Annotated in this window: 22 protein-coding genes, 1 tRNA gene and 1 pseudogene; 8 read left to right on the top strand and 16 right to left on the bottom strand. The window is 72.3% G+C overall.

Annotation, left to right across the window (positions count from 1 at the left end; genetic code table 11):
- Positions 1 to 27 precede the first annotated feature (27 nt).
- The 4 genes from PV342_RS35045 to sp36 form a co-directional block, all read right to left on the bottom strand.
- Complete coding sequence (locus PV342_RS35045) at positions 28 to 852, bottom strand: MBL fold metallo-hydrolase (protein WP_500320230.1); 825 nt, start codon at positions 850 to 852, stop codon at positions 28 to 30.
- Complete coding sequence (locus PV342_RS35040; RefSeq protein ID WP_400799376.1) at positions 849 to 1721, bottom strand: NUDIX hydrolase; 873 nt, start codon at positions 1719 to 1721, stop codon at positions 849 to 851. Before PV342_RS35040 ends, PV342_RS35045 begins: the two co-directional genes overlap by 4 nt.
- Positions 1722 to 1830: 109 nt before the next feature.
- Positions 1831 to 2295 carry a RidA family protein gene (locus tag PV342_RS35035; RefSeq protein ID WP_089225283.1) on the bottom strand — a complete coding sequence of 155 codons (465 nt, stop codon included), beginning with the start codon at positions 2293 to 2295 and terminating at the stop codon, positions 1831 to 1833.
- Positions 2292 to 2453, bottom strand: a complete 162-nt coding sequence (gene sp36 / locus PV342_RS35030) for a Sp36 family protein (RefSeq protein ID WP_018562163.1) — start codon at positions 2451 to 2453, stop codon at positions 2292 to 2294. Before sp36 ends, PV342_RS35035 begins: the two co-directional genes overlap by 4 nt.
- 71 nt (positions 2454 to 2524) lie before the next feature.
- Between sp36 and bagA the strand changes: the two genes are divergently transcribed.
- Complete coding sequence (gene bagA / locus PV342_RS35025; protein WP_386989756.1) at positions 2525 to 3505, top strand: ATPase BagA; 981 nt, start codon at positions 2525 to 2527, stop codon at positions 3503 to 3505.
- Complete coding sequence (gene bagB / locus PV342_RS35020; protein WP_500320227.1) at positions 3502 to 4995, top strand: ATPase BagB; 1494 nt, start codon at positions 3502 to 3504, stop codon at positions 4993 to 4995. The genes bagA and bagB overlap by 4 nt, the downstream gene beginning before the upstream one ends.
- On the opposite strand, the gene PV342_RS35015 is transcribed toward bagB, so the two are convergent.
- On the bottom strand, positions 4977 to 5315 hold the full coding sequence (locus PV342_RS35015) for a WhiB family transcriptional regulator (RefSeq protein ID WP_361007162.1): 339 nt from the start codon (positions 5313 to 5315) through the stop codon (positions 4977 to 4979). The genes bagB and PV342_RS35015 overlap by 19 nt on opposite strands.
- Before the next feature lie 397 nt (positions 5316 to 5712).
- Between PV342_RS35015 and PV342_RS35010 the strand changes: the two genes are divergently transcribed.
- Positions 5713 to 7992 (top strand): transglycosylase domain-containing protein, encoded by a 2280-nt coding sequence (locus PV342_RS35010; RefSeq protein WP_400799384.1) that lies wholly within the window; start codon positions 5713 to 5715, stop codon positions 7990 to 7992.
- A gap of 123 nt (positions 7993 to 8115) precedes the next feature.
- Here the strand turns inward: PV342_RS35010 and PV342_RS35005 are convergent, their stop codons facing one another.
- A complete protein-coding gene (locus PV342_RS35005; RefSeq protein WP_386989762.1) occupies positions 8116 to 8577 on the bottom strand; it encodes a GatB/YqeY domain-containing protein in 462 nt (153 codons plus the stop codon).
- A 76-nt stretch (positions 8578 to 8653) separates the two neighbouring features.
- On the opposite strand from PV342_RS35005, the gene PV342_RS35000 reads away from it, so the two are divergent.
- From PV342_RS35000 to PV342_RS34990, 3 genes are all read left to right on the top strand, one after another.
- Entirely contained in the window at positions 8654 to 9586 is a 933-nt protein-coding gene (locus tag PV342_RS35000) for a metallophosphoesterase (protein WP_329186577.1), read from the top strand.
- Between the two features lie 88 nt (positions 9587 to 9674).
- Positions 9675 to 9748: transfer RNA gene (locus PV342_RS34995), tRNA-Pro, on the top strand.
- A 197-nt stretch (positions 9749 to 9945) separates the two neighbouring features.
- Positions 9946 to 10584 (top strand): hypothetical protein, encoded by a 639-nt coding sequence (locus PV342_RS34990; protein ID WP_400799388.1) that lies wholly within the window; start codon positions 9946 to 9948, stop codon positions 10582 to 10584.
- 95 nt (positions 10585 to 10679) lie between these two features.
- Here the strand turns inward: PV342_RS34990 and PV342_RS34985 are convergent, their stop codons facing one another.
- A complete protein-coding gene (locus tag PV342_RS34985) occupies positions 10680 to 12239 on the bottom strand; it encodes an alpha/beta hydrolase (protein ID WP_500320224.1) in 1560 nt (519 codons plus the stop codon).
- 227 nt (positions 12240 to 12466) lie between these two features.
- Positions 12467 to 12931, bottom strand: coding sequence for a GNAT family N-acetyltransferase (locus PV342_RS34980; RefSeq protein ID WP_400799393.1), 465 nt, complete (start codon positions 12929 to 12931; stop codon positions 12467 to 12469).
- 146 nt (positions 12932 to 13077) lie between these two features.
- Between PV342_RS34980 and PV342_RS34975 the strand changes: the two genes are divergently transcribed.
- Both PV342_RS34975 and PV342_RS34970 read left to right on the top strand, forming a co-directional pair.
- Positions 13078 to 13272 (top strand): DUF6191 domain-containing protein, encoded by a 195-nt coding sequence (locus PV342_RS34975; protein ID WP_500320223.1) that lies wholly within the window; start codon positions 13078 to 13080, stop codon positions 13270 to 13272.
- Positions 13273 to 13350: 78 nt separating this feature from the next.
- On the top strand, positions 13351 to 15141 hold the full coding sequence (locus tag PV342_RS34970; protein WP_386989785.1) for a S9 family peptidase: 1791 nt from the start codon (positions 13351 to 13353) through the stop codon (positions 15139 to 15141).
- On the opposite strand, the gene PV342_RS34965 is transcribed toward PV342_RS34970, so the two are convergent.
- From PV342_RS34965 to PV342_RS34930, 8 genes and pseudogenes are all read right to left on the bottom strand, one after another.
- Positions 15097 to 15951 carry an SURF1 family protein gene (locus PV342_RS34965; protein ID WP_391576944.1) on the bottom strand — a complete coding sequence of 285 codons (855 nt, stop codon included), beginning with the start codon at positions 15949 to 15951 and terminating at the stop codon, positions 15097 to 15099. The genes PV342_RS34970 and PV342_RS34965 overlap by 45 nt on opposite strands.
- A 48-nt stretch (positions 15952 to 15999) precedes the next feature.
- Positions 16000 to 17025 carry a hypothetical protein gene (locus PV342_RS34960; RefSeq protein WP_400799400.1) on the bottom strand — a complete coding sequence of 342 codons (1026 nt, stop codon included), beginning with the start codon at positions 17023 to 17025 and terminating at the stop codon, positions 16000 to 16002.
- Positions 17022 to 17684: a SigE family RNA polymerase sigma factor gene (locus tag PV342_RS34955; protein ID WP_500320220.1), complete on the bottom strand. Its 663-nt coding sequence runs from the start codon at positions 17682 to 17684 to the stop codon at positions 17022 to 17024. Before PV342_RS34955 ends, PV342_RS34960 begins: the two co-directional genes overlap by 4 nt.
- 288 nt (positions 17685 to 17972) lie before the next feature.
- Positions 17973 to 19247 carry an aspartate kinase gene (locus PV342_RS34950; protein ID WP_018558316.1) on the bottom strand — a complete coding sequence of 425 codons (1275 nt, stop codon included), beginning with the start codon at positions 19245 to 19247 and terminating at the stop codon, positions 17973 to 17975.
- Between the two features lie 272 nt (positions 19248 to 19519).
- On the bottom strand, positions 19520 to 20167 hold the full coding sequence (locus tag PV342_RS34945) for a DUF5063 domain-containing protein (protein ID WP_361011498.1): 648 nt from the start codon (positions 20165 to 20167) through the stop codon (positions 19520 to 19522).
- On the bottom strand, positions 20160 to 20759 hold the full coding sequence (gene recR, locus PV342_RS34940) for a recombination mediator RecR (protein ID WP_018558314.1): 600 nt from the start codon (positions 20757 to 20759) through the stop codon (positions 20160 to 20162). The genes PV342_RS34945 and recR overlap by 8 nt, the downstream gene beginning before the upstream one ends.
- A 28-nt stretch (positions 20760 to 20787) precedes the next feature.
- Positions 20788 to 21123, bottom strand: coding sequence for a YbaB/EbfC family nucleoid-associated protein (locus tag PV342_RS34935; protein WP_078619825.1), 336 nt, complete (start codon positions 21121 to 21123; stop codon positions 20788 to 20790).
- 157 nt (positions 21124 to 21280) lie between these two features.
- Positions 21281 to 22086 (bottom strand): annotated as a pseudogene (locus PV342_RS34930) (DNA polymerase III subunit gamma and tau); the annotation flags it as partial.

Genomic DNA, 22086 nt, shown 5'->3' with positions numbered 1-22086 from the left:
CCTTCGCCGTGCACGGTGCGCGCGCCGTCAGATCAGCCCGTGCTCCAGCAGGTAGTCCAGCTGGGCCCGCACCGACAGCTCGGCGGCCGGCCACAGGGCGCGGTCGACGTCCGCGTACACATGGGCGACGACCTCGGAGGGCGTCGTCAGGCCCTGTTCCACGGCCGTCTCGACCTGGGCGAGGCGGTGGGCGCGGTGGGCGAGGTAGAACTCGACCGCTCCCCGCGCGTCGGCGAGGACCGGGCCGTGGCCCGGCAGGACGGTGGTCACGCCGTCGTGCATCGTGAGGGCCTGCAGCCGCCGCAGGGAGTCCAGGTAGTCGCCCAGCCGCCCGTCGGGGTGGGCGACGACGGTGGTGCCGCGGCCGAGGACGGTGTCGCCGGTGAGCACGGCCCGGTCGGCGGGCAGGTGGAACGACAGCGAGTCCGCGGTGTGCCCGGGGGTGGGCACGACGCGCAGCTCCAGGCCGCCCGTGGTGACGACGTCGCCCACGGCCAGGCCCTCGTCGCCCAGCCGCAGCGCCGGGTCCAGGGCGCGCACCGGCGTGCCGGTCAGCTCGGCGAAGCGGCCCGCGCCCTCGGCGTGGTCGGGGTGGCCGTGGGTGAGCAGGGTGAGGGCGATCCTCTTGCCGAGGGAGTGCGCCGTGGAGACCACGGTGTTCAGATGGCCCTCGTCGAGCGGCCCGGGATCGATGACGACGGCGAACTCGGAGTCCGGCTCGGAGACGATCCAGGTGTTCGTGCCGTCCAGCGTCATCGGCGAGGGGTTCGGCGCGAGCACGCACACCGTGCGGGCGGTCGCCCGCCCGCCGACCTCCGCGCGGGGGTTGCCGGGCTGCGGTACCGAGGTCATTCGGCGGCTCCCATCCGCTTGGTGAACTCCTCGTGGCCCGGCCAGGTCAGCACGATCTCGTCGCCCACGAGGTCGGCCCTCGCCAGCACCGGGGTGAGGTCGCGCCCCTTCGCGGCGCCCTCCAGGGCCGCGCCGGCCGAGTCGTACGGCAGCAGCTTCCGCAGCGTCGCGATCGTCGGCGGCAGCATGGTCATCTCGCCGCGGTCGTAGCCGGCCACGGCCTCGGCGGGACGCAGCCACACGGTGCGGTCGGCCTCCCCCGACACGTCGCGGGTGCGCTGGCCGGGCGGGAGCGCGGTCACGAAGAACCACGTGTCGTAGCGGCGCTCCTCGAACTCCGGGGTGATCCAGCGGGCCCACGGGCCGAGCAGGTCGGAGCGGAGCACCAGGGAGCGGCGCGCGAGGAAGTCGGCGAAGGACACCTCCCGCGAGACCAGGGCGCGCCGGTCGGCCTCCCAGTCCTCGCCGGTGGTGTCCGCGACGACGGACTCCTCGTCGGGCCCGGCCAGCAGGACGCCGGACTCCTCGAAGGTCTCGCGCACGGCCGCGCACACGATCGCCTGCGCGGAGGCGGGGTCCAGGCCCTCGCCCAGCCGGGCCGCCCAGGTCCGCGGTGCGGGTCCCGCCCAGGCCACCGGCCGCTCGTCGCGCGGGTCCACCCCGCCGCCGGGATACGCGTACGCGCCCGCGGCGAAGGCCATGGAGGCCCGGCGCCGCAGCATGTGCACCGCGGGGCCGCCGTCGGCGTCCCGCAGCAGCAGGACGGTGGCCGCACGGCGCGGCACGACGGGCTCCAGGGTGCCCGCGGTGAGGGCGCGGATCCGCTCGGGCCAGGTCGGCGGGAACCACTGGCCGTTCGTGGTGGTCATGGGGCGGATGCTATGCGCTTGCGCGGGGATGTTCGATAGGGCCCGGGCCGGGCGGGCCCGGGCACCCCTCCGGTGGCCCGGCGGGGCCGCACCGGAGGGGTACGGGATGTCAGTCCTCGACCTCGACCTGGATCTCGACCTCGACCGGCGCGTCGAGCGGCAGGACGGCCACGCCGACGGCGCTGCGGGCGTGCACGCCCTTCTCGCCGAGGACCTCGCCGAGCAGCTCGCTCGCGCCGTTGACGACGGCCGGCTGCCCGGTGAAGTCGGGGGCGGAGGCGACGAAGCCGACGACCTTCACGACGCGCTTGACGCGGTCGAGGTCACCCACGACGGAGCGGACCGCGGCCAGGGCGTTGAGCGCGCAGGTACGGGCGAGCTGCTTGGCCTCGTCCGCGGTGACCTCGGCGCCGACCTTGCCGGTGCAGGTCAGCTTGCCGTCGACGAGCGGCAGCTGACCCGCCGTGTAGACGTACGCGCCGGACCGGACGGCCGGGACGTACGCGGCGAGCGGCGCGGCCACGGCGGGGAGCTCCAGCCCCAGTTCCGCGAGCCGCTGCTCGACGGCGCTCACGCGCTCTTCTCGCGCTTGAAGTACGCCACCAGCTGCTCGGGGTTGTTCGGGCCCGGCACGACCTGGACGAGCTCCCAGCCGTCCTCGCCCCAGGTGTCCAGGATCTGCTTCGTCGCGTGCACCAGCAGCGGCACCGTCGCGTATTCCCACTTCTTCATGAGGGGACTGTAATGCCTGGCACAGCCCCGCCCCTGCGTAGCCCCGCCCTCGACTGGTTAGGCTCGCAGGTGTGAGGCTCCACATCGTGACGGGCAAGGGCGGCACGGGCAAGACGACCGTCGCCGCGGCACTGGCACTCGCCCTCGCCGCCGAGGGACGGCGGACGCTGCTGGCGGAGGTGGAGGGGCGCCAGGGCATCGCCCAGCTCTTCGAGACCGAGGCGCTCCCCTACGAGGAGCGCAAGATCGCGGTGGCTCCGGGCGGGGGCGAGGTCCACGCCCTGGCCATCGACGCCGAACAGGCGCTGCTCGACTACCTCGACATGTTCTACAAGCTCGGCCGCGCCGGCCGGGCCCTGAAGAAGCTGGGCGCGATCGACTTCGCCACCACCGTCGCACCGGGCCTGCGCGACGTCCTGCTGACCGGCAAGGTCTGCGAGGCCGTGCGCCGCAAGGACCGGGCGGGCTGGCGGTCGTACGACGCCGTGGTGCTGGACGCGCCGCCGACCGGGCGGATCACCCGCTTCCTCAACGTCAACGACGAGGTCGCCGGGCTGGCCCGGTTCGGCCCGATACACAATCAGGCGCAGGCCGTGATGGGGGTCATGAAGTCCCCGGAGACGGCGGTGCACCTGGTCACCCTCCTGGAGGAGATGCCGGTCCAGGAGACCATGGACGGCGTGGAGGAGCTGCGCGCGGCGGGGCTGCCGACCGGGGCCGTGATCATCAACATGGTGCGCCCGGTGGTGATGGACGCTGCGGCCGTGGCCTCGGCGCGCGACGGGCAGCGCACGGCGATCGCCAAGGCGCTCTCCCAGGCGGGGCTGGGCGGCGCGCGGCGCGGCGGCCTCGCGGAGCGGCTCGTCGACCCGCTGCTGGCCCAGGCGCACGAGCACGCGGAGCGCGTGGCCCTGGAACGCGCCCAGCGCGAGGAACTGGCCTCACTGGGGCTGCCGGCGTACGAACTGGAACTGATGGGCGACGGGGTCGATCTCGGCGGGTTGTACAGATTGGCTGAAAATCTGCGGAAGCAGGGGCTGGGGGTCGCATGAGCCTGGAGAGTCCGGTATTGGACATCGACCCGCTGATCGACGATCCGAGGACCCGGATCGTCGTCTGCTGCGGCTCCGGAGGGGTCGGCAAGACCACCACGGCCGCGGCCCTGGGCGTCCGCGCCGCCGAGCGCGGGCGGAAGGCCGTCGTACTGACCATCGACCCGGCGCGCCGGCTGGCCCAGTCCATGGGGCTGTCGGAACTCGACAACACCCCCCGCAAGGTCGCCGGGATCGACGAGTCCGCGGGCGGTGAGCTGCACGCGATGATGCTCGACATGAAGCGGACCTTCGACGAGGTCGTGCTGCAGCACACGGACCAGGAGCGGGCCCGGGCGATCCTGGACAACCCCTTCTACCAGTCGCTCTCCGCGGGCTTCGCCGGCACGCAGGAGTACATGGCCATGGAGAAGCTGGGCCAGTTGCGGGCGCTCGACGAGTGGGACCTGATCATCGTCGACACCCCGCCGAGCCGGTCGGCGCTGGACTTCCTGGACGCCCCGAAGCGGCTGGGGTCCTTCCTGGACGGACGCTTCATCCGGCTGCTGATGGCTCCCGCGAAGGTCGGCGGGCGGGCCGGCGTGAAGTTCCTCAACGTCGGGATGTCGATGATGACCGGCACGCTCAGCAAGGTCATGGGCGCGCACCTGCTGCGCGACGTGCAGACCTTCGTGGCGGCGATGGACTCGATGTTCGGCGGCTTCCGCTCCCGCGCGGACGCCACGTACAAGCTGCTCCAGGCGAACGGCACGGCGTTCCTGGTGGTGGCCGCGCCGGAGCGGGACGCGCTGCGGGAGGCCTCGTACTTCGTGGAACGGCTCGCGGCGGAGGACATGCCGCTCGCCGGGCTGGTGCTCAACCGCGTGCACGGCAGCGGGGCGGCACAGCTCACGGCGGAACGGGCGCTGGCGGCGGCGGAGGCCCTGGACGACCTGAGCGAGCCCGACGACCCGGGCGCCCCGAACGACTTGGACGACCCGGACGACCCGGAAACCGCTGACGCCGCCGACACCGTCGACGCCGGCCCTGCGGCCGGGAATCCGTCAACTCCCCGGCTGACCGGGGAGTTTGACGAATCTGCAGAAAATCTTCAAAGCGTCGGCATTGTGGATCAGCCCGGCGGGAAAGCTGGACTCCGTACGGCCGACGGCGGCGAAGGGACCCCCAGTACGGACAGTGCGGACACCAACTCTCCCGAATACCCCACCGGCTCCCCGGCCGCCCCCGTACCCGCACAGGACCCCGAAGCGGGCCGGTCCACGAACCCGGACCCGCTGGACGTCGACCGCCTCGCCGCCGGCATGCTGCGCCTGCACGCCGAGCGGATGCAGCTGGTCGCGCGCGAGCGGCGCACCCGTGAGCGCTTCGTCTCCGTGCACCCGGACGTGCCCATCGTGGACGTCGCGGCCCTGCCCGGTGACGTGCACGACCTCGAGGGCCTGCGCGCGATCGGCGAACGCCTCGCGCAGGGTCAGCCCACGGCCGCGTAGTCGTCGTAGCCCTCGTCGTCGAGCGGGAGCACGCCTGTGCTGCGCTCGTACTCCGTGCGCGCCGTCTCCAGCAGCCTGCGCCACGAGGTGACCGTGGGACGCCGGCGCAGCAGCGCCCTGCGTTCCCGCTCGGTCATCCCGCCCCAGACGCCGAACTCCACCCGGTTGTCCAGGGCGTCGGCCAGGCACTCGGTGCGTACCGGGCAGCCGGTGCACACCGCCTTGGCCCTGTTCTGGGCCGCTCCCTGGACGAAAAGTTCATCCGGATCCGTCGTGCGGCACGCGGCCTGCGTACTCCAGTCCGTAACCCAGCTGCTCATGCTGGCGCCGTCCTCTCCCGAATCGAGGCTCCCCCACGGCGGCAAGCGGCATATTCACCGTTGCCAGTTGAGGACGTTACGGAAGGTGGGCACGACGCAACAGCCCTTTCAGGCCCAATCTTGAATGGCCCGAACGGACTATGGGTACGCGACAGATCACCCGACGGAGTGAGCCGGCGGCAGAACGGGCGAATTGCCGCAAAACGGTCAGCTCGCCACTTCTGGGGCCTGAGATCCAGGTCATATGGCTGGCATATGACAGGAATTCGGGCAGTTCTCATCACCCACAAGAGTGATGAGGGAGGACAGACGTGTGCGCAGTGTTCGCGCCTGTCTGTTACAGAGTAGGCGAACAAGCATGCCCACGTCTTAAGAATGGCAACGTAAGCTGCACCCCATGGGTCACAAGCGATCGCGCCCCACCAGCAGCGGCGGCACCAGCTCAGCCCAGCAGGCAGCCAAGTTCCTGGGCATCAGCGTCCTGGCAGGCGTCGTGCTGGCCGGTATCGCCCTCCCCGCGGCGGGGGCGCTCGGACTGAGCGCCAAGGGCACCGCGGCGGGCTTCGACTCCCTGCCGGGCGAACTCAAGCGACCGCCGCTGTCCCAGAGCACCCAGATCCTGGACACCAAGGGCGACCTGATCGCGACCGTCTACTCGCGCGACCGCACGGTCGTGGGGCTCGACAAGATCAGCAAGCCGATGCAGCAGGCCATCGTCGCCATCGAGGACGCCCGCTTCTACGAGCACGGCGCCATCGACGTCAAGGGCATCCTGCGCGCGCTCAACAAGAACGCCCAGGAGGGCGGTGTCTCGGAGGGCGCGTCCACCCTGACGCAGCAGTACGTGAAGAACGTCTTCGTCGAGGAGGCCGGCGACGACCCCACCAAGGTCCAGCAGGCCACGCAGCAGACCCTCGGTCGCAAGATCAAGGAGATGAAGTACGCCATCCAGCTCGAGCAGGAGCTGGGGAAGCAGAAGATCCTCGAGAACTACCTCAACATCACGTTCTTCGGCGAGCAGGCCTACGGGGTCGAGTCCGCCTCGCGGCGCTACTTCAGCAAGTCCGCGAAGAACCTGTCACTGACCGAGTCGGCGCTGCTGGCCGGTCTCGTCCAGTCGCCGAGCCGCTACGACCCCGTGAACGACCCGGAAGAGGCCAAGAAGCGCCGCGACGTGGTGCTGCAGCGCATGGCCGACGTGAAGGACATCACGCAGGCCGCGGCCGACGAGGCGAAGAAGAAGCCGCTCGGTCTCAAGATCACCCAGCCCAAGAACGGCTGCATCACCGCCGTGAACGGCGCCGGCTTCTTCTGCGACTACGTGCGCCAGGTCTTCCTCAGCGACAAGACCTTCGGCAAGACCAAGGGCGAGCGCTCCAAGCGCTGGGACCAGGGCGGCCTCACCATCCGCACCACCCTCGACCCGAAGGCGCAGCGGTCCGTCCAGGACTCGATCAGCCGGCACGTGTACAAGAGCGACGACGTCGCCACCGCCGTGACCCTGGTCCAGCCCGGCACGGGCAAGATCGTCGGGATGGGCCAGTCCCGCCCGTACGGCTTCAAGAAGAACCAGACCCAGATCAACCTCTCGGTCAACCAGTCCATGGGTGGCGGCGTCGGCTATCAGCCCGGTTCGACCTTCAAGCCGATCACCGCGGCGGCGGCCATCGAGCAGGGCACCGACGCGGCGACCACCTACCCCTCGCCGTACAAGATGACCTACCCGAGCCCCGTCACCACCTGCGGCGGCAACTGGGTCAACACCGAGGGCAGCACGGTCGAGAACGAGAACGAGTCCGAGAAGGGCCCGTACTCCCTGAAGGAGGCGACCGCCAAGTCGGTCAACACCTTCTACGTCCAGCTGATCAGCGACATCGGCGTCTGCCCGGTGGTCGAGATGGCCAACTCGATGGGCGTCCAGCGGGCCAACGGCAAGAAGCTCAGCCAGGTGCCGTCCCTCACTCTGGGTTCGCAGGAGGTCTCGCCGCTGACCATGGCGAACGCCTACGCGACCTTCGCCAACAAGGGCGTCTACTGCAGCCCCGTCGCCATCGAGTCGATCACCGACGCGAACGGCAAGAAGCTGAAGGTCCCGCAGAGCAAGTGCAAGCGGGCCATGACGGAGCAGACCGCGGCCACCCTGAACACGCTGCTCAAGGGCGTGGTCGAGGACGGCACCGGCCAGCAGGCGGGCCTGTCCGACCGTGACAGCGCGGGCAAGACCGGTACGACCGACGAGCGCTTCGCCGCCTGGTTCGTGGGTTACACCTCCGACATGGCCGGCGCGGTCTGGGTCGGCGACCCGGCCCACAAGCGCCACATGACCAACATCACCATCGGTGGCGTCTACCACGCCAAGGTCTTCGGCGCCGACACCCCGGGCCCGATCTGGCGGGACGCCATGTCCGGTGCCCTGACCGGTACGAGTTCCTCGAACCTCCCGACGGTGGCCATCCGCGAGCCCGAGAAGCCGCGCAACGACGATGACGACCACCACGGCCCCGGTGACAACGGCGGCCCCGGCGGCGGCAACGGAAACGGCAACGGCGGCGACGAGGGCCTCTTCGGCGGCATCTTCGGTGGCGGCGACGGCGGCGGCGGCAACGGCCGCGGCGGCGCGACCAACGCCGGCCCCGGGGCCGGCACCCCCGAGACGGGTGGCACCGGGGCGGGCTGATCCACCCGGTACGTGACATGACGCCGAAGGGGCGCCGGGACCGATCGGTCCCGGCGCCCCTTCCGTTGCCGGCTGCCCTCGGGCGCCGCGGGCTGTCGTGGGCGCCGGTCGGGCGCCGTGCCGTCAGCCGCCCGCGAGCTGCCTGCGCACCTCGGCGGCGACCCGGCCGCCCTCGGCCAGCCCCGCGACCTTCGGGTTCACGATCTTCATGACCGCGCCCATCGCCCTGGGCCCCTCGGCCCCCGACTCGGTGATCGCCGCGGCGACGATCCCGGCCAGCTCGGCGTCGTCGAGCTGCTTCGGCAGGTAGGCGCCCAGCACCTCGCCCTCCGCCAGCTCACGCTCCGCGGACTCCTTGCGGCCGCCCTTCTCGAAGGCGTCGGCGGCCTCCCGGCGCTTCTTCGCCTCCCGGGCGATCACCGTCAGCACCTCGTCGTCGGAGAGCTCGCGCGCCTCCGTGCCCGCGACCTCCTCCTTGGTGATCGCGGTGAGGGTGAGACGGAGGGTGGACGAGGTCAGCTCGTCCCGTCCCTTGATGGCAGCCGTGAGGTCGTCGTGCAGACGCTGCTTGAGCGTGGTGGTCATGGCACCGAGTCTGCCAGGTCGTCCCCGGGAGGGCCGGAGATTTATCCCTGACGAGCCGTCTGCCACCATGGAGGGCATGCGCGCGCGATACGGAGTACCCCTGGGCATCACAGCTGCCGGTGCGGCCTGCGTGGCCTACGCCGCCGGAATCGAGGCGCGGTCCTTCCGCCTGCGCAGGGTGCGGGTGCCCGTGCTGCCGGCGGGGATGCGGCCGATCCGCGTCCTGCAGCTCTCCGACATCCACATGGTGAGCGGCCAGAACAAGAAGCGCCGCTGGCTGCAGTCGCTGGCCGGGCTTCGTCCGGACTTCGTGGTGAACACCGGCGACAACCTCTCCGACCCGCACGGCGTGCCCGAGCTGCTGGACGCCCTCGGCCCGCTGCTCGACCTCCCCGGGGCGTACGTCTTCGGCTCCAACGACTACTACGCCCCCAAGCTGCGCAACCCCGCCCGCTACCTCCTCGAGCGCGTACGGGGCGAGCACGGCCTCAACGGCAAGAACGACCCCGCCATCGGCGTCGCCCGCAACCCCTGGGAGGAGGTCCGCGACGCCTTCGACGTGGCCGGGTGGGTCGGGGTCAACAACACCCGCGGCCGCCTCAAGCTCGACGACGGCATCGAGATCGCCTTCACGGGCCTCGACGACCCCCACATCCGCCGCGACCGCTACGCCGCCGTCGCCGGCGGCCCGGACTCGGACGCCGACCTCTCCCTCGCCGTCGTCCACGCCCCCTACCTGCGCGTGCTCGACGCCTTCGCCGCCGACCGCTACCCGCTGATCCTCGCCGGTCACACCCACGGCGGACAGCTCTGCATCCCCTTCTACGGCGCCCTGGTCACCAACTGCGACATCGACACGGACCGGGTCAAGGGCCTGTCCACCCACGAGGCCGCCGGCCACCGCTCCTACCTGCACGTCTCCGCGGGCTGCGGCACCAACCGCTACACCCCGGTCCGCTTCGCCTGCCCGCCAGAGGCCACCCTGCTCACCCTGACGCCGGGCGCCTGAGCCGCCCGCGAAAACCGGATTTCGTCTCCAGCGGGAGGTCCGCTAAAGTAATCCTCGTCGCGCCGGGCCGGAGGCCACGGTACGACACCGGGGTGTGGCGCAGCTTGGTAGCGCGCTTCGTTCGGGACGAAGAGGCCGTGGGTTCAAATCCCGCCACCCCGACTTCGTAGATGCAGATCAGGGCCACTCAGGAGATTCTCCTGGGTGGCCCTGACTCGTGTTGCGTGACATCTGCGCGAGGGTCAGAGCCTTGGAGGGTCGTCCCCGCCGCCCTGCGGGGCCGTTCCGGCCCGGGCGATGGCGCGTCCTCACTGTTCGGCAAGCCGCTACGAGGAGCCGCATCACGGTACCTTCGCCCCGTGACGTCGGACGGCGAGGCGACCGGACGGTTTCGGTCCAGGGACGCGGGCGATGATCCGTGGCGGGGTGACGAGCGTCATCGCGTGCTGGCCGAGGAACTGAACCGCTACGGGCTGTGGGATCACCTGCCGGCGGAGCTGCGTGAGACCGCAGTGGCCGAGGTCGCGACCGGCTGCTATCCGCTGCATTCCGACTTCCTCTCGGAGCAGGTCCGGTTCTTCGCGGACGGAGAGGAACTCGCCGAGGGCGGGGTCGAGGGGTTCCTTCGAGCGCTGGCACCGGCCCTGGTGCGATACGGCGTGGTGGTGGAGGTCGAGACGGTCCCGGATGCCGACGACTACGTGGTGTCGGTCAACGGGATCCGCTGCGTGGTCTGGAGTCCCGAGGACTGGGAGGGCGAGGATCCCTGGGCGTTGTCGACCGTCCGCCCCCTGGCCGTCGTCAACCGGCTGCTCGCCGCTGCCGGGTGTGGCGCGCCGCGTGCTCACACCCTCTACGCAGGCGGCAACGAGGGACTCGTCTTCCTGATGGACCCGCGAGCCGCCGCGGCGATGCGAGCCAGCGGCCTGTTCCCCGGACATGAGGTGCCGGCGCCTGCCGACGGGGAGTCGGCCAAGTGGCCTCCCCCTGAGTCCTGATGGTCGACGGCTTCGCGGCGCACCCCGGGGTGATCCGGCCGGGCCGGGGCTGAGGCGCGCGGCGGGCCGGGAGGACGTGCCCGGGCCGCCGTGTGTCAGCCGCAGACCGTGCCCGGGGCGGGGAGTTCGCCGTGGGTGAGGTAGCGGTCGACGGCGTCGTCGATGCAGGGGCTGCCGCGGTGGTACGCGGTGTGACCGTCGCCGTCGTAGGTGAGGAGCCGGCCCGAGTCGAGCCCGCGGGCGAGGGACTGGGCCCAGGGGTACGGGGTGGCGGGGTCCCGGGTGGTGCCGACGACGAGGATCGGGGCGGCGCCAGGGGCCTTGATCCGGTGCGGGGCCTGGGTCGGCGGGACCGGCCAGTGGGTGCACAGGACCAGGAACGTGGCCAGTGAGGCGCCGAACTGCGGTGAGGCGCGCAGGAAGGCGGGCAGGGCGGCCTCCGCCTCGGCGTCGGAGAAGCGGGCGCCGAGGGTGGAGCTCAGGCAGTCGATGGCGAGGAGGGCGTCCGTGGCGTTGCCGGAGTCGTCCTCGTCGGCGCCCGCGAGCTGCTGCAACTCCGCGGTCTCACCGGCCAGGGCCTGGCGCAGCATGGTCCGCAGCTCCTCCCAGGAGGCCTCGCGCAGGGCCGTGATGACCGCGGTGAGGAGGTCCTCCCCCGTGACGGTGATGTCCTTGCCCTGGCGCAGCGGGCCGGCGTCCAGCCTGTCCACCAGGGCGTCGAGGACGCGGCCGGCCTCCGCGACGGAGTGGCCGACCGGGCAGTCGGGGCGGGCGGCGCAGTCGGCCGCGAAGGACTCCCAGGCCAGCTGGTAGCCGGCGGTGCTGTCCAGGTTCTCCCGGTAGCCGTCGAGCGCGGGGTCGATGGCGCCGTCCAGGACGAGACGGCCGACCCGCGCGGGGAAGAGCTCGGCGTACGTCGCGCCCAGATAGGTGCCGTACGAGTAGCCGAGGTAGTGCAGGCGCTCGTCACCGAGGAGGGCGCGCACGACGTCCATGTCGCGCGCCGCGTCGGGTGTGCCGAGGTGCGGCAGCAGTTCCCCGGCATGCTTCTCGCAGGCGTCGGCGAGTTCCTCGAACGCCTTGTATGAGTCGGCGATCTCCGCCGCGCCGTCGGAGACCCGCAGGCCGAATCCCATGGGGGTGGCCGGGGTGTCGGTCTCGCAGTCGACGGGGGTGCTGGACCGCACGCCGCGCTGGTCGACGGCGACCAGGTCGTACGCGGAGCGCACGGCCGGGGAGAAGGTGCCGGCGGCGGCGACCAGGTAGTCGACGGCGGACTCGCCGGGCCCGCCCGGGTTGACCTGGAGCGAGCCGACGCGGGCGGCGGCGTCGCCGGTGGCCCGTACCCGGGCGGCGGTCAGGGTGATGTCGCCCGCCTCCGGGCGGGCGTAGTCCAGGGGCACCGTCACGGTGGCGCACTTGAAGCCCGGCACGTCCTGGCAGGCCTTCCAGTCGAGGCGCTGCTCGTAGTAGCGCCGCAGCTCCGGGGGCACGCCCGCGGTGGGGTCCGCGGCCGGCCCGGCGGCGGACGGCGGCCGCGGCGGGACGGCGGTGGCGCAGGCCGCGGTCAGCAGCAGCCCGCAGGTGCTCAGCACCGCGAGCGCGCCGCGCAGCCTGCGCCGGGGTATCCCGCCGGTGTCCAGGACAGCGATCATCGCCACGCCTTCCTCGTGCGCCCGTGTGACGGGGGAGGGACCGCCGGACGCGGCGCCCGGGCCGCGGGGGCCGGGGGGCCGGGGGTCGTGGTCCGGTCGTGTCGCGGAGCGCTCGGACGCCCCCCCCCCCCGCGACTCCGCTGCGTCACCAGCCCATCACACGTCGTACGTGGCGGCGGCCCCGGATGGGCCGAACGCGTGAATCTCCGGGGCGCCCCGGGAGGGGCTCAGCGGGGCGCGTAGGCGATGCGCGCGAAGGGCCAGGCACGGGCGAGCCAGTCGCCGACGACGCGGTGGAGTTCGGCGTCCAGGGCGGCGTTGCGGGCGCTGACCCAGGAGCGGACGTCCACGGTGCCGGGCTCGGCGCGGGAGCCGTAGACGTACACGCAGCCGATGACGTCGCCGCCGGGCACGGACAGGACCGTGTAGGTGAAGCCGGTGCGCCGCTCGAAGTCCTCCGCGTGCTTGCGCAGGTCCTCGAGGTTGGCCTCGAGGGTCATCCCCTCCGGCGGCGGCCAGGAGCGGCCCTCGAAGCCCGGGGTGGCGCGGATGTGGTCGATGCTGGACGTCCAGGCGGCGTGGTCGGCGGCGTTGTGCCGGGGGCCCAGGGGTTCCAGTCGGAAGCGGTCGGTGGCGGGCGGGTCCGGGACGTCGAAGTCCGGCGTGACGAGGGGCTGTTCTGCGGCGGTCATGGCGCGAGGGTAGCCGGGTGCCCGCGGGGCCGCCGCGTCGCGGTGGCGCCGTGCGAAGGCAGGGCCATGGGGGTGGAGTTCGTGGTCTTCATGACGCTGCCGAACCTGGTGATCCTGCTGATCGGGGTGGCCTTCGTCGACCACAGGTGCTGCGCCTGGGCAGGTGGGGCGGCCGGAGCGGGCAGGTCTCCTCGACCGGTTTCGAGCAGCCGCACGCGAGCTTCTCCCCGGGCAGGCGCAGCGAGTTGGACGAGCGCCGGGCCACCCTGATGCTGCGCGACGAGGAGGGCGACGGGGGGCCCCGCGGTCGCGGGTGGACCTGGGGCGCGGGACGGCGCTGATCGCCGTTGCGGGACGTGATCGCAGCGGGTGACGACGGCCACGGTCCGCCGCGGGGCGCGATCGGGTTTGATGGTGGCATGAGCGACGTCACGGCTGGGATGCCGGATTGGGAGAAGCGCTTCCGGGCGCCACGCGTCGGACTGCCGGAGTGGGCGGAGGACGCCCCCCACCGCAGCCTGTTCGTGTCGAATGCGACGGGTACGTACGAGCTCTACGCGTGGGACCGGGCGACCGGGGCGCAGCGGCAGGTCACCGACCGGCCGAACGGCACGTCGGACGGGACGCTGACACCGGACGGCGCCTGGGTGTGGTGGTTCGCGGACACCGACGGGGACGAGTTCGGGGTCTGGATGCGGCAGCCCTTCGAGGGCGGCCCGGACGAGCCGGCCGCGCCCGGGCTGGAGCCCTCGTATCCCGCGGGCCTGGCGCTGGGCCGGGGCGGGCTCGCGGTGGTCGGCCGCTCCACCGACGAGGAGGGCACGACGGTCCACGTCGTGCGTCCCGGGGCGGAGCCGGTGGAGATCTACCGGCACGAGGAGTCGGGCGGGGTCGGCGCGCTCTCGGAGGACGGCACGCTGGTCGTCGTCGAGCACACCGAGCACGGCGACGCGATGCACTCGGCGCTGCGGGTGGTCACGACGGACGGCACGAAGGTCGCGGAGCTGGACGACAGCGAGGGCGGCACGAAGGAACTGGGCCTGGAGTGCCTGGGGTTCGCCCCGGTGCTGGGGGACGCCCGGCTGCTGGTGGCGCACCAGCGGCGCGGCCGCTGGGAGCCGATGGTCTGGGACGTCGCGGCGGGCACGGAGACCGCGCTCGCCATCGACCTGCCCGGCGACGTCGCGGCGGAGTGGTACCCGGACGGCACCGCGCTGCTGGTGGTGCACTCGTACCGGGCCCGCAGCGAGATCTACCGCTACGGGCTCGCGGACGGGGAGCTGACCCGGCTGGACACCCCGGCGGGCTCGGTGAGCGGCGCCACGGCCCGCCCCGACGGCACCGTGGAGTTCCTGTGGTCGTCGGCGGCGGCGCCCTCGGAGGTGCGGTCGACGACCGGCGCGGTGGTGCTGGAGGCGCCCGGTGAGCGGGCGCCGGGCTCGCTGCCGGTGGAGGACGTGTGGGTGGACGGGCCGGGCGGCCGGATCCACGCGCTCGTCCAGCGGCCCGCGCGGGGCGAGGGCCCGTACCCGACGGTGTTCGAGATCCACGGCGGGCCCACCTGGCACGACTCGGACTCCTTCGCGGCCGGGCCGGCGGCCTGGCTCGACCACGGCTACGCGGTGGTGCGGATCAACTACCGCGGTTCCACGGGCTACGGCCGGGAGTGGACGGACGCGCTCAAGCACCGCGTGGGCCTGATCGAGCTGGAGGACGTCGAGGCGGTGCGGGCATGGGCGGTGGAGTCGGGTTTCGCCGACCCGGCGCGCCTGGTGCTGTCCGGCGGCTCCTGGGGCGGCTTCCTGACGCTGCTGGGGCTGGGCACCCGGCCCGAGCTGTGGACGGTGGGCCTGGCGGCCGTACCGGTCGCGGACTACGTGACCGCGTACGGCGACGAGATGGAGGCGCTCAAGGCGCTGGACCGCACTCTGTTCGGCGGTTCCCCCGAGGAGGTCCCGGAACGCTACGAGGCGTCCTCGCCGATCACGTACGTGGCACGGGTCAAGGCCCCGGTCTACATCTCGGCGGGCCTCAACGACCCGCGCTGCCCGATCCGGCAGATCGACAACTACGTCGAGCGCCTGGCGGGCCTGGGCAAGACCCACGAGGTCTACCGCTACGACGCCGGGCACGGCTCGCTCGTCGTCGACGAGCGGATCAAGCAGCTACGACTGGAGCTGGACTTCGTCCGCCGCCACCTCGGCGGCTGAGGCCGCGGCCGGCCCCTCCTCCCCGGTGAGGCCGAGCTCGGCGTCGCGCCGGGTCTCGGCCTCCCGGCGGACCAGCCGGAACCACATGAAGACCACGAAGCCCGCGAAGACGAACCACTCACCGGTGTAGCCGAGGTTCTGGAAGGCCTTGAGGTCCAGGCCGGTGCCGCTCGGCGCGACGGGCGGGACGGCCCGCAGGGGCGCGTGGACGCCCTCGGTCTGGGTGATCCAGGCGCCGTACACCTGGTACGGGACGAGGTTGACCAGGGAGGCCGCGCTGATGATCCCCAGCTGTCCCTCGGGGAGCCCGCCGCGGCCGATCGCGCCGTCGGTGTCGGCGCCCTCGGGTGCCTGCAGGGCCCCGGTGACGGTGACCTCGCCGGCGGGCGCCGCGGGCACGCCGGCGGCGGTCGCGCGGTCCGCGTCGCCGGGCAGCCAGCCGCGGACGACGGGCAGGACGGCCGCGCCGTCGCCGGTGCGCAGCGGGGTGAGCACGTAGTAGCCGGTGCGTCCGTCGAGCTCACGGCCGGGTACGAGGAACTGGTGCGCGCTGTCGTAGCGCCCGGTGGCCCGTACGGTGCGGCCGGCCGTCTCGGTGGTGATCGCGGAGGTCGCCCGCGGCAGCAGCCGCTCCAGCGGGACCGCGTCGCGGGCGGCGGTCGCGGGGGTGTCCTGGGCGGCGCGGTGACTGTCGACGCGGGCCTCGAACCGGCTCAGCTGCCAGCTGCCCATGAACGTGCAGAAGACCACGGCGCACACCATGAAGAGGTGCCCGCCCAGCCAGCGGGGGGACAGCAGGAACCGGTACACGCCGTCAACGGTACGGGGCGCCCGGGCGTCTCCTGGAACCGCCCCCCGCTACTGGGCGGCGACGGCGCCGGTCTTGTACACCGTCCCGGCGCAGGCGCCGTCGATCGTCGCGTTGACGACGGGCGCTCCGGCCTCGGGGGTGTGGCTCAGCACGATGGCCGCCGGGGCGCCCTGGGAGGCACCGTTGTCGCCGGCCGGGGGCGCGGACGCCTCGCCGGTCGGGCTGTCGGTGGCGGTCGCGGTGGGCGTCGGCGTGGACGGGGGCGTGCAGCCGCCCGTGCCGCCCGCGGCCGGGACCCAGGTGAACTCGACGCGGTAGCTCTGCCCGGCCTTGAGGATCAGCGTCCCGAGGGAGTCGGGCAGCGTGGTGCCGTCGTTCGCGGTGTGGTCGACGACGCTGATGCGGGCGGATTCGGCCGCGCCCTGGGCGGCGAAGGTCACCGTGCCGCCGCCGTCGACGGTGCACGAGCGATCAGAGGTGTTCGCCACCTGGAACCAGCCGCTGACCCGGCCCGCGCCGTCGGAGGCGCCCGCGTAGCCGGAGGCTTCGCCCAGGTCGTCGCTGGAGCACAGCGGGGCGTTGGCCGCGAGCGTGTCGGAGGGGTCCACGGCGTCCGAGGACCCGGGCGGGACCTGGGCCTGCGAGCCGCTGGTGCGCGTGGGGCCCTCGTCGGGAACGCCGTCGCCGGCGGTCGGGGTGGGCGTGCCGGCGCCGGCGGCGGGACCGTCCGGGCCGCCGTCGGTGCCGCCGTTGTCCTGGGCGCTCGACGCGTTGGCGGCGCCGGTCTTGGCCGAGCCGGAGATGTTCGCCGCGTGCAGGGCCGCGGGGACCGCCACCAGCGCCAGCAGGCAGGCGGCCGCGCTTCCGGCCAGGAGCTGCCGGCGGTGGGTCCGCCGGGCGGGGACCGCACGGCGCAGATGGTCCAGCGCCTCGTGCCCGGGCTGGATGTCGCTCACCGCGTCGCGCATGAGCCGGCGCAGCGCCAGTTCGTCGGGGCTCAGCTGCTCCTCGGGGCTGCCGCCGTTGATGTCGTTCTCGGGTTCCATACCGCCGGGTGGGGTCGAGTTGGTCATGCCGGGGCCTCCATCGCGACGCGGAGCGCCGCGAGACCGCGCGAGCCGTACGCCTTCACCGAGCCTATGGAAATACCGAGGGTCTCGGCCACTTGGGCTTCGGTCATGTCGGCGAAGTAGCGCAGGACGAGCACCTCGCGCTGCCGGCGCTGCAGTTTGCGCAGGGCGGCCTTCAGCTCGTCGCGCTCCAGCGCCTCGTAGGCGCCCTCCTCCGCGCTCGCCATGTCGGGCATGGGCTTGGAGAGCAGCCGCATGCCCATGATGCGGCGGCGGAGCGCGGAGCGGGAGAGGTTGACGACGGTCTGCCGCAGGTAGGCGAGGGTCTTCTCGGGCTCACGGACCCGCTTGCGGGCCGAGTGGACGCGGATGAACGCCTCCTGGACGACGTCCTCGCAGGAGGCGGTGTCGTCCAGCAGGAGTGCGGCGAGGCCGAGCAGCGAGCGGTAGTGGGCCCGGTAGGTCTCGGTGAGATGGTCGACGGTCGTCCCGACTGACATCGCGCCGTCAGTGTCGCCGCGGTCCGAGGGCGCCTGCACCACAGGCCAGGGCGCGATCACCGGGATGCCGCCGACTGCGCGCGACGGCCGCCGGACGTGCGGGCGCGCCGGAGCGCTGCTCCGCCCCACAAGGGGTCCTTCGATGCCGAGTGCCTCTGCCACGACTGTTGGACACGCGTCCCCCCGTCAGGGTTGTACGCCCGAGGCACCGTTTTTGACGGTGTAGCACATATGCGCATGCGTACCAACTCTTCCCCAATGCCCCTTGTTCCCGGCGCTGTTGCGCCGCGCCCGGCCTGCAGCACAGTAGGGCAGTGCGCTGACACAAGGACGCTCCCTGTGCGTCGCGCGGTTGCGACACACAGGGAGCTGAAATTGTCTGGCGCCTACAGGCTTCCGATCAAGCGGTATAGACCTGGGATTTGGGTCACTCGACCGGAACCGGGGTGATCAGCGGCCCGTTCCTCCGTAGACGACCGCTTCGTCGGTTTCGCTGTCCAGGCCGAACGCGGAGTGCACGGCGCGCACGGCCTCGTTGACGTCCTCGGCGCGGGTGACGACCGAGATGCGGATCTCGGAGGTCGAGATCAGTTCGATGTTGACGCCCGCGTTGGACAGCGCCTCGAAGAACTGCGCCGTGACGCCGGGGTTGGTCTTCATGCCGGCGCCGACCAGCGAGATCTTGGCGATCTGGTCGTCGTAGCGCAGCATCTCGAAGCCGATGCCGCCCTGGACGCGCTTGAGGGCCTCGATCGCCTTCGGGCCGTCGGCCTTGGGGAGGGTGAAGGAGATGTCGGTCAGGCCGGTGGACGCGGCCGACACGTTCTGCACCACCATGTCGATGTTGATCTCGGCGTCGGCGATCGCCCGGAAGATCACGGCGGCCTCGCCGGGCTTGTCGGGCACACCGACGACCGTCACCTTGGCCTCGGATGTGTCGTGCGCGACACCGGAGATGATCGCGTGCTCCATGCCCTTCTGGTCCTCTCGCGGCTCATTGCTGACCCAAGTGCCCTGGAGGCCGGAGAACGACGACCGGACGTGGATCGGGATGTTGTAACGGCGGGCGTACTCCACACAGCGGTGCAGCAGCACCTTGGAGCCGGAGCTGGCGAGCTCCAGCATGTCCTCGGACGAGATCCAGTCGATCTTCTGCGCCTTCTTCACCACGCGGGGATCCGCGGTGAACACGCCGTCGACGTCGGTGTAGATCTCGCACACCTCGGCGTCCAGGGCCGCCGCCAGCGCCACCGCGGTGGTGTCGGAGCCGCCCCGGCCCAGCGTCGTGATGTCCTTGCTGTCCTGGGAGACGCCCTGGAAGCCGGCCACGATCGCGATGTTGCCCTGGTCGAGCGCGGTGCGGATGCGGCCCGGCGTGACGTCGATGATGCGCGCTTTGTTGTGGACGGAGTCGGTGATGACACCCGCCTGGCTGCCGGTGAAGGACTGCGCCTCGTGTCCGAGGTTTTTGATCGCCATCGCCAGCAGGGCCATGGAGATCCGTTCTCCGGCGGTCAGCAGCATGTCGAACTCGCGGCCGGCGGGCATCGGAGATACCTGCTCGGCGAGCTCGATCAACTCGTCCGTCGTGTCGCCCATCGCCGAGACCACGACGACCACCTGATGGCCGCTCTTCTTGGCATCGACGATCCGCTTGGCAACGCGCTTGATGCCCTCGGCATCCGCAACGGAGGAGCCGCCGTACTTCTGCACGACAAGGCCCACGTGCGCTCCTCAAATCCGGTACTGCGTTCGGCTCAGTCTAACGAGCAGGCCGGTACGAACCCCTCAATACCACATGGTGAGACGCCGGGCCCACTCTGCGAGCCATCTGCCCAGCGACACGCCGAGATATGCGCGCCGGGCAGCGTGCTCCCGATCACTACGGCCCCCGGCCGTCCCCCCACGGACACGCGCCCGCCCCTCGGGAGGGGACGGGCGCGGTGGTGTCCTGGGACCGGGGTTCGGGGTTCGGGGTCCGGGTTCAGCGGGTGGGTTCAGCGGGTGGGGCGCAGCCCCAGGGGCTTGGCGATCTCGGCGGCCATCACCCGGCCGGCCTCGGCGGCGAGTCTCTCCTCGTCGTCGGCGCCGTGGTCGGTGTCCAGACCGTCCAGCGCGTCCAGCGGGCTGTCCAGCCGCACGTGGGCGACGAGGGACTGCAGGGCCCGCAGCGAGGCCGAGGCGGTCGGTCCCCAGTTGGACAGGTAGGAGAACTGCCACCACCACAGGGCCTCGCTGACCCGGCCCTCGCGGAAGTGCGCCAGGCCGTGCGCGAGGTCCGTCACGACGTCCGCGAGATCGTCGGAGATCCGGCAGGCCACCGGCGTGCTGCGCGGCACGTAGGGGTCGAAGACCTCGGAGTAGACGTCGATCGGCTCCAGCAGCACCGCGAGCCGCTGGCGCAGCTCGTCGGCGTCCGGCTCCGGGCCGATGTCGGGCTCGTAGCGCTCCTCCGGGACGATGTCCTCGTGCGCCCCGAGGCGGCCGCCTGCCAGCAGCAGCTGGGAAACCTCCAGCAGCAGGTAGGGCACCGCGCTGTCGGGGTCGTCGCCCTTGGCGACCTCCCGTACCGACAGGATGAAGCTCTCGATCTGGTCCACGATCGAGGAGGCGAAGTCGTCGGGGTCCAGGGCGTTGTCAGACATCAAGCAGCCGCCTTCCTTCAAAAGCCCGGCCGAGCGTGACCTCGTCGGCGTACTCCAAGTCGCCGCCGACCGGCAGACCGCTCGCGAGACGGGTGACCTTCAGTCCCATCGGTTTGACCATGCGTGCGAGATACGTGGCCGTCGCCTCCCCCTCGAGGTTGGGGTCGGTGGCCAGGATCAGCTCGGTGACGCTGCCGTCCGCGAGCCGCGCCAGCAGCTCCCGTATGCGCAGGTCGTCCGGGCCGACCCCCTCGATCGGGCTGATCGCGCCGCCGAGCACGTGGTAGCGGCCGCGGAACTCGCGGGTCCGCTCGATCGCGACCACGTCCTTGGGTTCCTCGACCACGCAGATGACGGCCGGGTCGCGGCGCGGATCACGGCAGACCCGGCACTGGTCGGCCTCCGCGACGTTGCCGCAGACCGCGCAGAACCGGACCTTCGCCTTGACCTCGCTCAGGGCGTGCGCGAGCCGCCGGACGTCGGCGGGATCTGCCTGCAGGATGTGGAAGGCGATCCGCTGCGCGCTCTTGGGACCCACGCCGGGCAGCCTGCCCAGCTCGTCGATCAGGTCCTGAACCACGCCCTCGTACACGCTGTGCCCTCTTCGTTCGTCGCCTGGACTAGAAAGGAAGGCCGGGGATGCCCCCGAGCCCCTGGGCGAGCGGGCCGAGCTTGTTCTGCTGCAGCTCCTGCGCACTCGCGGTCGCGTTGTGCACGGCGGCGACGACCAGATCGGCCAGCGTCTCCGTGTCCTCAGGATCGACCGCCTTGGGGTCGATGACCAGACCCCGCAGCTCGCCGGCTCCGGTCACGGTCGCCTTCACCAGGCCACCACCGGCCGTACCTTCGATCTCGGTCTCGGCGAGCTCCTGCTGGGCCGCCGCGAGGTCCTGCTGCATCTTCTGTGCCTGCTTGAGCAGCTGCTGCATATTGGGCTGACCACCACCGGGGATCACGGTCTCGCTCCTGCCTCACGACGTCGGTTGTGCGGGTAGGGCGAGCCTACGTGCTCGGGCGCCCGCTCGCGCTACCCGTACGAGGGAACGAGCGGCGCGCGTCGCCCGTTCCGCCCCGGCCGTGCCGTTCCCCACAGCAGGAACGGGGGCGCCGCGGCTACTCGTTGGCGATCTCCTCGATCAGGGTGGCGCCCAGTTCGCGCACGATGAGGTCGTGGCCGCTGAGCGCCGTCTCGTCCAGGTCCGGGTCGTCGTCCTCGGGCATGTCGTACTCGATGGGCGGGGGCTCTTCGGCGACGGGAGGGTACGCGGACGCCGCCGGCGCCGCGTTCACCGCGGCACGGGCCGCGGCCGCGGGCGGCGACGGAGGCGCCGGGGGCGGGCCCGGGTGCGGGGACTGCTGGTGCGGTTGTGGCTGCGGCTGCGGCTGCTGCTGCTGCTGCTCGGACGGTGCGGGAGACACGGGGGCGGGACGGGGCCCGCCGGAGCCACCGCCCGGCCCCATGGGACCGCCGCCGCCTCCGGGGCCGCCGCCCGGGCTGACGATCGCCTCGATACGCCACTGGACGCCCAGGGCCTCGCTGATCGCCTGCTTGAGCACTTCCTCGTGGCCGCGGTTGGCGAAGCTGTCGCGGGCGCCGGGGTTGTCGAAGCCGATCTGCAGCGTCGAGCCGTCGAAGCCGACGAGCCGGGCGTTCTGGTCGAGCAGTATCCAGGTCACCTTCCGCAGCCGCTTGACCGCGTCGAGGACGGTCGGCCACATCTGGTGGACGCGTGACGCGTCGCCGATGGGCTGTGCGGTCGGTGCGGCCGGCGCGGAGGCCTGCGTCGGGGCGGGGCCCTGCGCGGGCGGGGCCGCGGGGGCGGACGAAGCGGCCGCAGGCGCCGCCGATGCCGCGGTGGGCCAGGCTCCAGGACGCGCCCCGCCACCGGGGGCGGTGGCGCTCGGCCACGCGCCGGGAC

It is taken from the genome of Streptomyces sp. PA03-3a (assembly GCF_033792735.1).
Taxonomy (GTDB): Bacteria; Actinomycetota; Actinomycetes; order Streptomycetales; family Streptomycetaceae; genus Actinacidiphila.
The sequence above is the reverse complement of the archived record's forward strand: the minus strand, read 5'-3'. Positions and strand labels throughout refer to the sequence as shown.